Source organism: Methanofervidicoccus sp. A16 (genome assembly GCF_003351865.1).
In the GTDB taxonomy this organism is placed as follows: Archaea; AGJL01; Methanococci; order Methanococcales; family Methanococcaceae; genus Methanofervidicoccus.
In genome coordinates this window covers 369,452-383,703 of record NZ_CP022242.1, presented here as the reverse complement: position 1 = coordinate 383,703, position 14,252 = coordinate 369,452, and the positions used below count along the sequence as shown (strand labels likewise).

Below are 14,252 nucleotides of genomic sequence, written 5' to 3'. Positions count from 1 at the left end.
ATTTTCTCTTTTTTCTTATACTATGCTTCAGTAGGAACTGAAGTTAGTATTTAATAATAAATAGTTAAAAATTTAAATAAAAATTTAAATTAATGGCAATTTTAATCATATCTTTGTCCATCGATTGTGGAGTTTATAATTTTCACATGTCTTGAGTTTATTAAGTCAACACCACCACCAACTACTACATGATTTATAAAGGAATTTTTGATAATTAGTTTTGCACTACCACCAATTCCACCAATCTCCAATCTATCTATATCAGAGTTTTTAATAGTTAATTTTGCTTTACCATTAATTCCACCAATCCTTAACATATCTATATATACACTATCAAAAATTAAATTTGTATTTCCATTCATACCTCCTATATCCATAGTATTTATATTAGCGTTTAATGTTGTGAACTTCGTACTACCATTAATTCCATCAATTCTAATATTTTCTATTCGTTGTACATTTATTATACTCAAACTAGAATTTCCATTTAATGTCAGATTTAAAGTACCAATTTCAGACAAGTTTCCCAAATGCAACATCCTTTTTCCATTTATATTTATTTTTCCAGATATATTTCCTTTCACATTGAAGAATATCTTTTGAGCATTTGTAATGTTCTTATTATTGATTTCTACGTATCCCGATAATGATTTTGCATTTGGTATTACTCCAGATCCCATATTTACCCCACTAGTACCACTAAGTATTACAGTTAGACTTTCAGCTCTACCTCCAATGATAATGGCTGTATTATTATCATTATAATTATAATTGCTATCATTGTTACTGTTTTCACCGTTTTCTCTTATATTCCAGTTTACTGATAATTTATTATTATTTTCATTAGATTCATTTACTGTATTGGAATAATCTACAATGATTGTAAAAGTATAGTTAACTTCTCTATCGCAGTTTTTATTTTTACAGTTTTTCCAATTATGTTCACATCCTTTTCCACGTCCGTGACATTTCCCCCAACATTTATTAGTTGATACTTTTATACCATCAAATTTTATAGTCCAGGTGTTACTGTTAATGTCTGATTTGGTTTTTATCTGGTCGATTTTGTTATTTATCATCAGGGCTACATCAAATGGACTACTTATATTACCTCCCTGATTTTCAATAGTTGCTATAATTTTGACTATCTGATCATTGTTGTGGTGCCTATGTTTATGAGAACATTGACAGTGGTTCTTTCCTGTGTTTTGTTTGCCATTTTGTCCATGTCTATATCCACATCTACCACATCTTGTGATTTCACTACCATTCTCATACTGTACTATTAATTCTACTGGGATTAAATCTGGCAATACTACCGTAGAATTGTCTTCAGTATTAGAATCCTCTGTGCTATTGTTGTCTATTGTACCATTGTTTGAAGTATTGTGATCTACAATTGTTGTGGAATTGTCTACAGCATTAGAATTCCCTATCGTATCACTGTTTGAAGGGTTGTTACCTCCACTAAAAGATACAGGAGTACCTCCTCCTCTTATAAACCCCTCAAATACCACCTCTTTAGTATCCTCTACACTTGTTATATTAACTAAATTATTGGGTATAGTAACTCCTACCACAACTGCACCTAATAATGCTACAAGTATCAGCATTATTAACTCTAAAGATATCTGCCCCCTAATTTTGCACATTTTCATATAATCACCTCCAACATGATTAACACATTTATTTTAAACATTATAATTTTATATTATGTTTTTATCAATAATTATAATTTTTAGTATATATAAATATTTTGAATAACTATTATATAAAGATTATAGAAAAGAAAAAAAGATTGGAGTCATAACTAACTTTAACGTGTATACATTAATCACAATAATATATCCTAATTAAAATTTAAGAATAACATGAATATTCTTCAATTGGGATAACATGGATGTAGATAAAATCATTAAGGAGTTAAACTTAAAGTTTAGAAAGATAGATGGAAAGGATCTAATAATAGCAATAACTACCGATGAGAATAAAAATGTACTAATGACGGCATTTATGGACAGGGAAGCGTTGAAAAAGACTCTTGAAACTGGCTATATGCACTACTACTCTACAAGTAGAAAGAAACTCTGGAAGAAGGGAGAGGAAAGTGGTAATATACAGAAGGTAAAGGAGATCTACAGAGACTGTGATGGGGATGCACTTCTTTTCGTCGTTGAGCAGAAAGGGGTTGCATGTCATGAGGGATATTACTCTTGTTTTCACTACAAGGTGGATCTGAAAAATAGAGATGCGGGAGATAATGGAAAGGCCAGAGATCTGTGAAATAAAAGAGATAGTAGTTGAAACTCCAACTGTAAAAACCTTCATCTTAGATAGGAAGTTTAAATTTAGACCTGGGCAGTTTGCTATGTTGTGGCTTCCAGGTGTAGATGAAAAACCCTTTGGGTACTCCTCCGATAGAAGTTTTACAGTTGCTAAGGTTGGTAGATTTACAGAGGCTATGCACAACTTGAGGGAGGGAGATCTTATAGGAGTCAGAGGACCTTATGGATCATCTTTTGAACCTTTGGGAGATAAAATACTTGGAGTTGCTGGAGGCATTGGGGCTGTACCTGTTATAACTGCCATGGAGGAGTTCTCAAGAAAAGGTTTCGAGGTAACTACGATACTTGGGGCACGTAGTAAGGAGGAGTTGCTATTTATAGATAGGTTTAAGAGATGTGGTGAGGTGCTCCTATGTACAGATGATGGAAGTGTAGGCTATCGGGGATTTACAACTGGGAAGTTGAAAGAGTTGTTGAGGGAGGATAGTAAGTTTGATCTTATAATAACCTGTGGGCCGGAGTTGATGATGAAGAAGGTGGTGGAGATTGGAGAAAGATATAATATTCCTGTTCAGGTATCTTTAGAGAGGTATATGAAGTGTGGGATCGGTCTATGTGGCCAGTGTGCCTTAGATGATGAGGGTCTCTGTGTATGTAGGGATGGTCCTGTGTTCTGGGGAGATAGATTAAAGTATATAAGTGAGTTTGGAAAATATAAGAGAGATGAGAGTGGTAGTAAGGTATTGATTTAGTATTGAAAGAGGAAGTATATGCTCTCTCTGAATAGAAGTGTTTTACTGGTATTCATTCTCCTTTTAGTAATAGATGGAATATCCGCCTACAACTTTGGCTATATAAAGATAAATTACAAAGAGAATTGTAAGGCCTACAACTTCCAGATAGATAAGGTGGAGAATTATACTTACAACCTTACCTTTGAGCATTACGGGAATATAGATAAAGGTATGGGGGTTAAGATCTATCTAAATGGTAAGTTAATATGTACTATTGGAGGAGGAGGTAGAGGTTTTACATGGGATGTGAAGAGAGTAAAGATAGATGTTACAGATTGTATAAATAACGGGAGCAACACCTTGAGGATAGAGGGGATGAATTTAAGGGCTGATCCTGAAAGGAGGTATTATCCTTATTACGTTTTAGATGGCGTTAGGATAGATGAACCTTTTACCGTTAAGGTGCCTGTGTCTATTGTTCAGGTAGTAATATGTGTGATAGTAATGATGGTGGTTAGTGTGAGGTATTTTAAAAAGTATAGATTTGATTAAAGATAATCACTATTTTTATAATAATATTAGACTTATAATAATGATAATAATTAAAAAAGAACTTTCTAATTACCCCTCTCCTGATGAGATTCTTAATATAAAGGAGTTAAAATCATCGCTGTTAGGAACCCATAATCTTATACTAATAATTAAGGGAAATTATGACCATCAACCTTATCATCTTTCCAGGATATTATGTACCTCATGTAGGAGGATTGGAAACCCATGTTGATGAATTTGTTAAATACCTATCTGAAGATAAAGAGTTTAATATTTATATCTTCGCCCCAAATATTCCAAAATACGAGGAATTTGAAGTTAGATACAACAACGTTAAGGTATATAGGTATCCAGCCTTTGAGGTGATTTCAAATTATCCAGTTCCCAATATACTAAGTATTAAGTTCTGGAGGATGTTTTTCAGTCTGTATAAAATAAACTTCCATGTTGTAATGACGAGAACGAGATTTTTCTCAAATACATTGTTAGGATTTCTCTTTGCGAAACTTAGGTTATCCAGGGTAAAACTTGTACATGTAGAGCATGGTAGTGCCTTTGTTAATGTAAGCAGTAGATTAACGAACAAGATAGCCTATATATACGATAAAACTATAGGGAAGTTGATATTTCGAGAATCTGACTGTGTAATAGCTATATCGAAATCTGTTAAAAAATTTATTTTGGAGAATTTTTTAGATGATCTTGATATTCCAGTGATATATCGAGGTATAGAGATCCAAGAGATAGAGAACATACCTGAGGATAGGGAGATAAAAGAGAGATTTAAAGATAAGATAAAACTATGTTTTGTCGGTAGATTATATAAATGGAAGGGAGTGGATAACTTAATCGAAAGCTATAAAATTCTTCCTAAGGAGATAAGGGATAGAACTGTGTTAATAATAGTTGGATATGGGGAGGATCTAGAGTATCTTAAAGAGTTGTCAGGGGAGTATCTTAATAAAGGGATATACTTCACTGGAAGGAAGGATTTTAAGAAGGCTATAGGGATAGTTAAAAGTTGTGATATATACATCCATCCATCTTATAGGGGTGGGGGTCTCTCTACATCTCTACTTCAGGCTATGTGCTGTGGAAAACCTGTTGTTGCCAGTCCCTACGAGGGGGGAGATGAGGTAGTAGTTGATAGGAAAACTGGGATACTTTTAAAGGATAACAGTCCAGAGGAGATATGTAGGGGTGTAATGGAGTTTATTGAGAGTAGGGAGTTAATGGTTCAATGTGGTAGGAATGCCAGGAGGTTTATAGAGGAGAACTTTAACTGGAAGGTATCGGTGGAGAGATACAAGGAGATTTTAAGGGATTTAGTTAAGGGATAGGAATGATAGAGAAGTTGAAGGAGAGGGTGTATTTGTTGGCAAAGAGATACTCCACGAAGGTAGGGTTGGATCTGCCCTACTTTATAAAGGGGGGATTTTGGTTAGGGGTTAGTAGAATTTTTTTAATTATAAAGGGTTTTTTATTAAGTGTAATGTTGGCAAATATGTTATCTAAAGAATCCTTTGGAGAGTATAACTTTGTAATGACTATTTTAATCCTTGCAGGTATCTTCGCCCTACCTGGGATGGGAGTTGCAGTAGTGCAGGCTGTTACAAAGGGATATGAGGGTACTTACTTTAAGGCACTTAGGGAGGTTTTTAAATACAGTTGGATAGGTAGTTTGTTCCTTTTAGTAGTATCGGTTTATGAATACTACATAGGTAATTTTGATCTGTCTATTATTTTTGTAATTATTTCTTCTCTTTTTCCTTTTTATTCAATATCAGGATATTACAGTTATTTTTTTAACGGGAAAAAGAGATTTGATATACTGGCGAAAATAACCTCTCTTTTTGCAGTTTTATCCACCTTATTTGTAATTATTTTTCTTCTTATTACAAGATCTGTATTTTGGATAGTGTTGATAACGGTGTTATCTCAGATCTTAATTTGTGGATACTTTAGTATATTCTATGTAAAAAATTTTATTGAACGTAATAAGGTAGATCTTTCAAGTATAAAATTTGGAAAAAATATAAGTAAATCGATGGTTCTATCGGGAATATCTGCTAATTTTGATAGTTTAATTATAGCACATTTTTTAAATTTCTCTGATTTAGCGATATTTAGGGTTATTATGACATTACCTAGTCAATTTGAGTTGTTAGTTAATACCTTTAGTCCTCTGATACTACCAAAGATGGCGTCATCTAACCTAAGTAAAAGGGATGTGTTGATACATTTTAAAAAATTTTTACTTATGATAATAGGACTTATATGTGTCTATATAGTGGTTGCTCCAATAGTTTATTATATATTCTATCCGAAGTACTTCGAATATACCTGGCTCAGTTTGTTGTACAGTTTAACATTTATAAATTTTCTGTATCTGCTACCTTACAATTATCTAATAAAGGAAAAGAAGAGGGAGTTAATAAATAAGTTTAATACTTTCTCTGCATTATTACTTATAATGTTGAGTTTTATAGGGGTGTTTTATTACGGGTTGTTTGGGGCAGTTATGGCAAGGGTTATATATAGTATTGTTGTGATATTGTTTATTACTCTGTTGTTTTTAAGGGCTTAATAAATATTACTAGTACTTAGAAGAAAAAATTTATCTGACATATTTAGAATTTAGTTTTTCATTATGTTCCATTCAGGATCTAGTTTTTCAATTAAAGGATATTCTAGCCCTCTTATAAGATCAACTTCTAAACCTTTATATTGTACTACTAATTCAAGTTTTAATGCGAATATCTCTACAGTTTTTCCATTTTCTAAACATTTTTTAATCTCATCTGCAATACGTTTATTTGTTCCCCCTCCCTGCGAGTATTTGAACTTTATCATTCTATCTTCAAGAGTCCTTTTACTACTTTCACAAATTCCAATGTACTTAGTTTCACCATCTACTACAAAAGCATAAATTACTCTTTCTTCCTTAAAATCCATAAGTTCGAAATCTATTCCGCTTTTAATATTTTCATTTAACTTCCATCTTCCAACCTTTACAAATCCATAATTTCTTAGATCCATTTTATCTCCCAACTAATATTATCTGGTAAAAACCTATAGTATTAATACATTTAAACTTTTCTATTTTATTATTTATAAATTAAATTAAAGTTATTATAAATAGTATATCGTAATAAATGATATAGAAAATTATGTAGTAATAAATACTCTTTCCATTTATGGTAAAAAGAGAAAATTAAATGTGATAAAATGGAAACTACTAAAGTCTCTCTAAATAAAAAACTAAGAGATCATATTAATAGATTAAAAAAAGAATACGAGAATCATTTAATGTTGCATGATCCTAATTCTCCAGAAGCAGTTCACTGGAGAGGAAAGGAGAAAACATGGTTAAGATTTAAAATTTTGACAGAAATTGACGATCTAAATGGTAAAAGAGTATTAGATTTTGGTTGTGGTAACGCTCTTCTCTTCGATTACTTAAAGGAACAGGAAATTAACTGCGAATATCATGGATGGGATATCTCAGAAAAAATGATAAAAATTGCTAAAAAGAGACATTCTGATGGGAAATTTAAGGTTATTGATATTATGAAAGAAAATATTGATAAAAATTATTATAATTATTTCGATTATGTTCTTATTAGTGGAGTCTTTAATCTCAAACTTGATACTGACAAAGAGATACATGAAACTTGGATAAAAACAACGTTAACAAAACTTTGGGAACTCTGTAGAAAAGGTATTGCTGTCAATTTTATGACGGAATATGTGGATTGGGAAGATAAAGATCTATATTATTCTCCAATTGGAAATACTATATCATTTTGTGTTAAAAATTTGAGTAGATGGTTTGTAATAAGACATGACTATCAATTATATGAATACACTATATATATTTATAGAGATCCAAGGGTGTGTTTATGAGAGTAGTTATATTACAGCCGATGTATTTACCATGGATAGGATACTTTGGACTAATAGATATAGCAGATGTTTTTGTTTTTTATGATGATGTTCAATTTGTAGGGAGTTCATGGCAACAAAGAAATAGAATAAAAATATCAAATGGTAATTGGATCTGGCTGACAGTCCCTGTCATGAAAAAATTTGGACAAAAGATAAATGAAGTAAAAATAAATAACAATAAGAATTGGGCTAAAAAACATTGGAAATCCATATTTTATGCCTATACTAGAGCACCTTACTTTAAAGACTATTCTGATGTTTTTGAAAAATTCTATAAAAGAAGATGGGAATACATAGTGGATTTGAATGTTACAATAATTAAAGAAATATGTAAATTACTTGGACTTGATTCTACAAAATTTATATTCTCATCTCAATTAAATGTAGAAGGTAAAAAAACAGATCGATTGATAAATATATTAAACAAAATAGGTGCCGATGAATACATCTCTGGTCCTGGAGCCAAGGCATACATAGAACCTGAAAAGTTCAAAAAGGCTGGAATTAAATTATATTGGTTTGAATTTAACCATCCTGTTTATCCACAATTGTATGGGGAATTTATTCCCTATCTTTCAATTATTGACCTACTATTTAATATGGGAGATAGATCTTTGGAAGTAATAAGAGAAGGTGAGAAAAATGCACTTAAAAGAGATCCGAGAACTTAAATTTATATAATACAATATATTAATATTAATTTAACTTTATTATTAAGGAGGTGTTTAACAATGTCAGGATTTTTAGATAGTAAGGTAATTCTAATAACAGGAGGAACAGGATCTTTTGGAAAAAAGTTTACTGAAAGAATTTTTCAGAAATTTGAACCAGAAAAAGTGATAATCTTTAGCAGGGATGAATATAAACAATATTTAATGAGAAAAAAATTTCCACCTGAAAAATATCCAATTAGGTATTTTATTGGAGATGTTAGAGATAGGGATAGAATTTATAGGGCATTTGATGGAGTTGATTATGTAGTTCATGCAGCAGCCCTTAAACAGGTTCCAGTGGCAGAATATAACCCATTTGAAGCTGTAAAAACAAATATTATAGGAGCACAAAATATTATAGACGCTGCAATTGATATGGGAGTTAAAAAAGTTGTAGGACTCTCTACAGACAAGGCAGTAAATCCAATAAATTTATATGGGGCTACAAAGTTGGTACTTGAGAAAATATTTATAGCTGGAAATTCATACGTAGGTAAAAAAGATACTACTTTCTCTGTGGTAAGGTATGGAAACGTAGTTGGAAGTAGGGGAAGCGTAATACCTCTATTTTTGGAGTTAATTAAAAGAGGTGAAAAGAAGTTACCGATAACTGATATTAGAATGACAAGATTTTGGCTTACATTAGATGAGGCTGTTGACCTTGTATTATTTGCTTTAAAGGAGTCTGTAGGTGGAGAAGTCTTTGTTCCTAAGGTTCCCAGTATGAGAATTGTTGACTTAGCAAAAGCTATTTGTCCAAACTGTGAATTTGAAATAATTGGAATACGTCCCGGAGAAAAACTTCATGAAACTCTTATAAGTGAGGATGAAGCTAGAAACACTGTAATATTTGAAGATCTGGAAAATAACAGAACAATCTATATAATCCTTCCACAGTTCGAATTTGAAACGAAGGATTTAAACAGATGGAAAGGATTACCAAAGGTTCCAGAAGGTTTTGTATATCGAAGTGATAAAAATGATCGGTGGTTAACAGTTGAAGAGTTAAAGGAGATGATAAAATATGTGGAAGTTGAATAGATCTCTTCCCTATAGTAGACAACTGATAGAGGAAGATGATATTAACGAAGTTGTTAAAGTCCTTAAATCTGACTTTATAACCCAGGGACCCATGATTGAAAAATTTGAAAAAGCATTATCTAAATTTGTGGGGGCAAAATACTGCGTTGTTTTTTCATCTGGAACAGCAGCTTTACATGCAGCATACTTTGCTGCTGGATTATCTCATGGTGATGAATTTATAACAACTCCTAACACATTTGCTGCAACATCGAATGCAGGATTATATCTTGGAGCAAAACCGATCTTTGTCGATATTGAAAGTGACACTGGAAATATAGATCCGAATTTAATTGAACAGAAAATTACATCAAAAACAAAGTTAATATCTACAGTGGATTACAGTGGACATCCAGTTGATATTGATGTTATAAGAGATATCGCTAGAGACCATGATCTGATCTTTATTGAAGATGCTGCCCACGCCCTTGGTGCAAAATATAAAGGAAAAAATATTGGAGCGTTAGCGGATATGACAATATTCAGTTTTCATCCCGTGAAGATTATAACTACAGGGGAAGGAGGTGCTGTATGTACAAATAGAGAAGAATTTTATGAAAAACTTCTCATGTTTCGACAGCATGGGATAACAAAAGATAAAAGAAAGTTTTTAAATTCCTCTGAGGGAGATTGGTATTATGAAATGCATGAGCTTGGATATAACTACAGAATTACTGATATTCAATGTGCATTGGGGTTATCTCAACTTAGAAAGATCGAGAGATTTCTTAAAGAAAGAAGAGAAATAGCTAAAAAATATAAGAATGACTTCGCAGATGTAGAACTATTCGATCTACCCATTGAGAAGGAATACGCAAAATCAAGTTGGCATATTTTTCCAATTAAATTAAAAGATTATTCAAAAAAAGTAAATATTTTCGGGGAGTTAAGAGAAAAAGGAATAATTGTCCAAGTCCATTATATTCCTGTATATTGGCATCCTTACTATCAAAAACTAGGATACTCCAAAGGACTTTGTCCTAAAGCGGAGGAGTTCTACAGAAGGGAGTTAAGTATTCCAATATTTCCTGGACTTTCTGAAGAGGAAATTAATTACATTGAAAATACTCTTTTTGAAGTAATAAATAAATACTCTAAATCTTAAGGTGAAAAGTTGATTGGAATTATAATTCAGGCTAGAACTAGTTCAACTCGCCTACCGATGAAAGTACTACTTCCTCTTCCATACAACAGTAAAACAACAGTTTTGGAACAAGTTATTAAAAGATGTAAAGTCTCAAAACTTGCAGATGAGGTTATTGTGGCAACTACAACAAAACCAGAAGATGAGAGAATTGTAGATATTGCAACAAAAATGAATGTAGGAATTTTTAGAGGTAGTGAAAAAGATGTACTTTCCCGTTATTACCATACCGCAAAAGAATTTTCAGTTGATGTTATTGTTCGTATAACAAGTGATTGTCCATGTATAGATCCAAATGTAATTGATATGGTTATTAAAAAATATATCGATAATAATGTAGATTATGTTTCAAATACTTTGGAAAATACTTTCCCTAGAGGGCAGGACGTAGAAGTTTTTAGTTTTGAATGCCTTAAGGAAGCGTACTTTAATGCAACAAGAACATTTGAACGGGAACATGTTACTCCTTATATATATAAGAATCCAAATTCTAGATACAGACTCATGAATATCAGGGCTCCATCTCACTTGACAGATCCTACAATAAGAATAACCTTAGATACTGAGGAAGATTATGCTCTGTTATGTTCAGTTTATGACTATCTATATACTAAAAATGAATTATTTGGTTTAGAGGATATCATAAGACTCTTCAAGGAAAAACCCTGGCTTAAACTGATAAATAAAAAGATTCAACAGAAGAAAATCTATATTTCAGAGAAAGAGGAGGTAATAGATGCCATAAAAATATTGGAACTTCAGGATTTAAAAACTGCTGCTAATATTTTACGAAAATATCTGAATCAGGGTGAATAAATATATGATAAGTAAAAATAAAGTTATAATTTTAACAGAAGGAGGGTCTGAAATAGGTTTGGGACATATCACAAGATGTTTGGCGTTGTATGAGGCATTTAAAGAGTATGATCTAGAACCTGTTCTTATAGTTAATGGAGATAAAAAAGTGGATGAATTCCTGAAAAATCGAAATATCCAGTATAAAATTGAAAATTGGATTAAAAATGCAAAGTTAATGAAAGATTCGATTTTAATAATCGACTCGTATTTAGCTCCGGGGAAAGTATATTCAACTTTAAAAAAAAATAATAATATAGTAATAGTAATTGATGATTATAATAGATTACAGTATAATGCAGATATAATAGTATCTCCAACGATCTATGGTGAATTCTTAAATTATAAAAAACATTCAAATATGCTTTATCTCTTAGGTTCTAAATATATTATACTTAGGAAAGAGTTTTGGAATATTCCATCTAAAAAAATAGATAAAGATCTTAAAAACATCATGATAACCTTTGGTGGCGAAGATGTAAGAAATTTAACTCCGAAAATGTTAGGACTCCTAAAAGATATGCCATACAATTTTCATGTTGTAATAGGTAGGGCTTTTAAAGATATGACTTACATATCAAAATATAAAGGATCAAACATAAGCTTCTATTTTGATTTAGACACTAAGGATATGTTGAACTTAATGTTATTAAGTGATGTTGCAATTTCAAGTTGTGGTCTGACGTTATATGAATTAGCAAGAGTAGGTGTTCCAACAATAGGAATAGTAGTCGCTGAAAATCAAAGGTTAAATGCACAATATTTTCAAAAATTTGGATTTTTAGTGTACGCTGGAGAATATAAAAATAATAATTTAGAAAGAAATATTCTTGAAAGTTTAGAAATTTTAAATGATTATCATGAAAGAAAACTTCGTAGTGAAATCGGTAAAAAACTTATTGATGGATTAGGTGCAAAGAGAATTGTCGCAGAGGTTGTAAAGTATGAAAATAGCATTAGTAGGAGATAGATCATTTAAAACGCTTCTAAAAAAGAATCTTAATAAATTAAATTGTGAGTTTATATTTTTGGATGAACTCACATTCAATATACTAATGGAAAAATCTTTTGATATTCTTATAGTAATTAATTATTTCAAAAATATTCCTGGTAATATAATAGAGTATTTTAAGGGTGGAGTGTTTGCAATTTATATAATCTTAGATGTAGAAACAGTCTATTATTAACAAAACTTCTGAAATAATTAAAGCAATAATAGATACTATGGGGTATATTAGGGATAATTTTGAAAAATTTATATATTATAAAAACTCTAAATTTATAACTATAAATGATAATATTAACTATAAATATAAATTTAGTGAACTATTAACGTTGAATTTTGATTTTGGAAAATTAAAGTTTTTAAATATAATAAATTTAAATAGAGAAGAATTAGAAATTATACGAAACTGGAGAAATAAAGATAAAATTCGGAAATGGATGTATACCGATCACATAATAACTCTGGAAGAACATTTTAATTGGGTCCATAGACTTAGAACAAATAACGATGCTGTTTATTTTCTTGTTGAATACGATAATGATCCAGTTGGAGTAGTTGGTTTGTCTAATATTGGCATAAATGATAAAAGTGCATCAATTGGAATTTATATTGGAAATGAAAAATTTAAAGGAAAAGGATTTGGTAAAATAATGCTATATACTTTATTAAAATTTTCTTTTGATGTATTAAACTTAAATAGAGTCCAAGTTGAGGTATTTAGTGATAATATTGTAGCAATTCGTTTATACAGTAAGTTCTTTCAGAAAGAAGGAACTTTAAGGAAATTTAAGTTTAAAAACGGTGTTTTTAAGGATGTGATTATAATGAGTACATTAAAAGAAGAGTGGTTATCAAAAAAAGATAAATGGAGGGATCTTTATGAAAATACCTTATATAGAAATAAATGGTAGAAAAATAGGTCCTAAATATCCAGTATATATAGTAGCAGAACTTTCGGCAAATCATAACCAAGATTTTGAAACAGCAGTAAAACTCATAGAAGCAGCTAAAGATGCAGGTGCTGACGCTGTTAAAGTTCAGACATATACTCCAGATACAATAACCATAGATGTTGGTCGTCCCGAGTTTAAAATTAAAGGGGGAACTTTATGGGATGGAAAAACGTTATATGAGTTATACAAAGAAGCATACATGCCATGGGATTGGCATAAGGAATTAAAAAAAATTGCTAACAAACTAGGTCTTGATTTTTTTTCCACACCATTTGATCCTACAGCAGTTGATTTTCTTGAAGAATTGGGAGTTCCTGCATATAAGATAGCATCTCCCGAAATTGTTGATATTCCACTCATAGAAAAAGTTGCTGAAACTGGAAAACCGATAATAATCTCTACTGGAATGGCTACATTAGGAGAGATAGAAGAGGCTATTCAAGCTGTGAGGAGAAAAGGAAATAATCAAATAATTCTATTAAAATGCACAAGTGCATACCCAGCACCATATGAAAGTATGAATTTAAAGACAATACCTAATATGATGGAAACTTTTGGTGTTCCAGTGGGATTATCAGATCATACATTGGGAATAGAGATACCTATAGCAGCTGTAGCATTAGGGGCATCAATAGTTGAAAAACACTTTACATTATCTCGTTCAATTCAAACACCAGATTCAGCATTTTCATTAGAACCACAAGAATTCAAAACCATGGTTCAGGCGATTAGGAACGTTGAAAAGGCTTTGGGAGATGTTAGATATGGTACAGATAAGAGTGAAGAAGAGATAAAAAAATTTAGAAGATCTTTATATATAGTTGAAGATGTAAAGAAAGGAGAGCTGTTTACAGAAAAGAATGTAAAATCCATCCGACCAGGTTATGGATTGCCTCCCAAATATTTAAAAGACATTTTAGGTCGTAAAGCTAGATATGATATTCCTAAGGGAACACCCTTAAGGTGGGAATTTGTGGATTAG

Annotated in this window: 16 protein-coding genes; 14 read left to right on the top strand and 2 right to left on the bottom strand. The window is 31.3% G+C overall.

Translation table 11 applies throughout. The features are described 5' to 3' along the window. Positions 1-101 precede the first annotated feature (101 nt). Positions 102-1,658 (bottom strand): class III signal peptide-containing protein, encoded by a 1,557-nt coding sequence (locus tag CFE53_RS01810; RefSeq protein ID WP_148120200.1) that lies wholly within the window; start codon positions 1,656-1,658, stop codon positions 102-104. Positions 1,659-1,896: 238 nt separating this feature from the next. On the opposite strand from CFE53_RS01810, the gene hisI reads away from it, so the two are divergent. The 5 genes from hisI to CFE53_RS01785 all read left to right on the top strand — a co-directional run bounded on the left by hisI (position 1,897) and on the right by CFE53_RS01785 (position 6,158). Continuing rightward, complete coding sequence (gene hisI, locus CFE53_RS01805; RefSeq protein ID WP_148120199.1) at positions 1,897-2,283, top strand: phosphoribosyl-AMP cyclohydrolase; 387 nt, start codon at positions 1,897-1,899, stop codon at positions 2,281-2,283. After that, complete coding sequence (locus tag CFE53_RS01800; protein WP_148120198.1) at positions 2,261-3,037, top strand: dihydroorotate dehydrogenase electron transfer subunit; 777 nt, start codon at positions 2,261-2,263, stop codon at positions 3,035-3,037. The genes hisI and CFE53_RS01800 overlap by 23 nt, the downstream gene beginning before the upstream one ends. Before the next feature lie 18 nt (positions 3,038-3,055). Next, positions 3,056-3,571, top strand: coding sequence for a hypothetical protein (locus CFE53_RS01795; protein WP_148120197.1), 516 nt, complete (start codon positions 3,056-3,058; stop codon positions 3,569-3,571). A 158-nt stretch (positions 3,572-3,729) separates the two neighbouring features. Then, entirely contained in the window at positions 3,730-4,911 is a 1,182-nt protein-coding gene (locus tag CFE53_RS01790) for a glycosyltransferase family 4 protein (RefSeq protein ID WP_148120196.1), read from the top strand. Between the two features lie 2 nt (positions 4,912-4,913). Continuing rightward, entirely contained in the window at positions 4,914-6,158 is a 1,245-nt protein-coding gene (locus tag CFE53_RS01785; protein WP_148120195.1) for an oligosaccharide flippase family protein, read from the top strand. 50 nt (positions 6,159-6,208) lie between these two features. Here the strand turns inward: CFE53_RS01785 and CFE53_RS01780 are convergent, their stop codons facing one another. Next, positions 6,209-6,610, bottom strand: coding sequence for a hypothetical protein (locus CFE53_RS01780; protein ID WP_148120194.1), 402 nt, complete (start codon positions 6,608-6,610; stop codon positions 6,209-6,211). Positions 6,611-6,799: 189 nt separating this feature from the next. Here CFE53_RS01780 and CFE53_RS01775 point away from each other — a divergent pair, with 189 nt between their 5' ends. The 9 genes from CFE53_RS01775 to pseI are packed head-to-tail and all read left to right on the top strand — an operon-like array spanning position 6,800 to position 14,252. Beyond that, on the top strand, positions 6,800-7,477 hold the full coding sequence (locus CFE53_RS01775) for a class I SAM-dependent methyltransferase (RefSeq protein ID WP_148120193.1): 678 nt from the start codon (positions 6,800-6,802) through the stop codon (positions 7,475-7,477). Next, positions 7,474-8,190 carry a WbqC family protein gene (locus tag CFE53_RS01770; RefSeq protein ID WP_148120192.1) on the top strand — a complete coding sequence of 239 codons (717 nt, stop codon included), beginning with the start codon at positions 7,474-7,476 and terminating at the stop codon, positions 8,188-8,190. Before CFE53_RS01775 ends, CFE53_RS01770 begins: the two co-directional genes overlap by 4 nt. Positions 8,191-8,250: 60 nt before the next feature. After that, positions 8,251-9,273, top strand: coding sequence for a UDP-N-acetylglucosamine 4,6-dehydratase (inverting) (gene pseB / locus CFE53_RS01765; RefSeq protein ID WP_148120191.1), 1,023 nt, complete (start codon positions 8,251-8,253; stop codon positions 9,271-9,273). Then, positions 9,257-10,417: a UDP-4-amino-4,6-dideoxy-N-acetyl-beta-L-altrosamine transaminase gene (gene pseC, locus CFE53_RS01760; protein ID WP_148120190.1), complete on the top strand. Its 1,161-nt coding sequence runs from the start codon at positions 9,257-9,259 to the stop codon at positions 10,415-10,417. Before pseB ends, pseC begins: the two co-directional genes overlap by 17 nt. 9 nt (positions 10,418-10,426) lie before the next feature. Next, the gene (locus tag CFE53_RS01755; protein WP_216360700.1) at positions 10,427-11,272 is read left to right on the top strand and encodes a cytidylyltransferase domain-containing protein; all 846 of its coding nucleotides are present in this window, start codon (positions 10,427-10,429) and stop codon (positions 11,270-11,272) included. Positions 11,273-11,276: 4 nt separating this feature from the next. After that, complete coding sequence (locus CFE53_RS01750) at positions 11,277-12,281, top strand: PseG/SpsG family protein (protein ID WP_148120189.1); 1,005 nt, start codon at positions 11,277-11,279, stop codon at positions 12,279-12,281. Next, entirely contained in the window at positions 12,256-12,498 is a 243-nt protein-coding gene (locus CFE53_RS01745) for a hypothetical protein (protein WP_148120188.1), read from the top strand. The genes CFE53_RS01750 and CFE53_RS01745 overlap by 26 nt, the downstream gene beginning before the upstream one ends. A gap of 37 nt (positions 12,499-12,535) precedes the next feature. Next, the gene (gene pseH / locus CFE53_RS01740) at positions 12,536-13,228 is read left to right on the top strand and encodes a UDP-4-amino-4,6-dideoxy-N-acetyl-beta-L-altrosamine N-acetyltransferase (RefSeq protein ID WP_148120187.1); all 693 of its coding nucleotides are present in this window, start codon (positions 12,536-12,538) and stop codon (positions 13,226-13,228) included. Further along, entirely contained in the window at positions 13,197-14,252 is a 1,056-nt protein-coding gene (gene pseI / locus CFE53_RS01735; RefSeq protein ID WP_172456341.1) for a pseudaminic acid synthase, read from the top strand. Before pseH ends, pseI begins: the two co-directional genes overlap by 32 nt.

Bases quoted from the DNA above. Each gene is read 5' to 3' on its own strand.
- CFE53_RS01775 (WP_148120193.1), top strand. From the start codon at position 6,800: ATGGAAACTACTAAAGTCTCTCTAAATAAAAAACTAAGAGATCATATT.
- pseH (WP_148120187.1), top strand. From the start codon at position 12,536: ATGGGGTATATTAGGGATAATTTTGAAAAATTTATATATTATAAAAAC.
- CFE53_RS01800 (WP_148120198.1), top strand. From the start codon at position 2,261: ATGGAAAGGCCAGAGATCTGTGAAATAAAAGAGATAGTAGTTGAAACT.
- CFE53_RS01795 (WP_148120197.1), top strand. From the start codon at position 3,056: ATGCTCTCTCTGAATAGAAGTGTTTTACTGGTATTCATTCTCCTTTTA.
- pseI (WP_172456341.1), top strand. From the start codon at position 13,197: ATGAAAATACCTTATATAGAAATAAATGGTAGAAAAATAGGTCCTAAA.
- CFE53_RS01745 (WP_148120188.1), top strand. From the start codon at position 12,256: ATGAAAATAGCATTAGTAGGAGATAGATCATTTAAAACGCTTCTAAAA.
- CFE53_RS01750 (WP_148120189.1), top strand. From the start codon at position 11,277: ATGATAAGTAAAAATAAAGTTATAATTTTAACAGAAGGAGGGTCTGAA.
- CFE53_RS01770 (WP_148120192.1), top strand. From the start codon at position 7,474: ATGAGAGTAGTTATATTACAGCCGATGTATTTACCATGGATAGGATAC.
- CFE53_RS01810 (WP_148120200.1), bottom strand. From the start codon at position 1,658: ATGAAAATGTGCAAAATTAGGGGGCAGATATCTTTAGAGTTAATAATG.
- pseC (WP_148120190.1), top strand. From the start codon at position 9,257: ATGTGGAAGTTGAATAGATCTCTTCCCTATAGTAGACAACTGATAGAG.
- CFE53_RS01780 (WP_148120194.1), bottom strand. From the start codon at position 6,610: ATGGATCTAAGAAATTATGGATTTGTAAAGGTTGGAAGATGGAAGTTA.
- hisI (WP_148120199.1), top strand. From the start codon at position 1,897: ATGGATGTAGATAAAATCATTAAGGAGTTAAACTTAAAGTTTAGAAAG.
- CFE53_RS01785 (WP_148120195.1), top strand. From the start codon at position 4,914: ATGATAGAGAAGTTGAAGGAGAGGGTGTATTTGTTGGCAAAGAGATAC.
- pseB (WP_148120191.1), top strand. From the start codon at position 8,251: ATGTCAGGATTTTTAGATAGTAAGGTAATTCTAATAACAGGAGGAACA.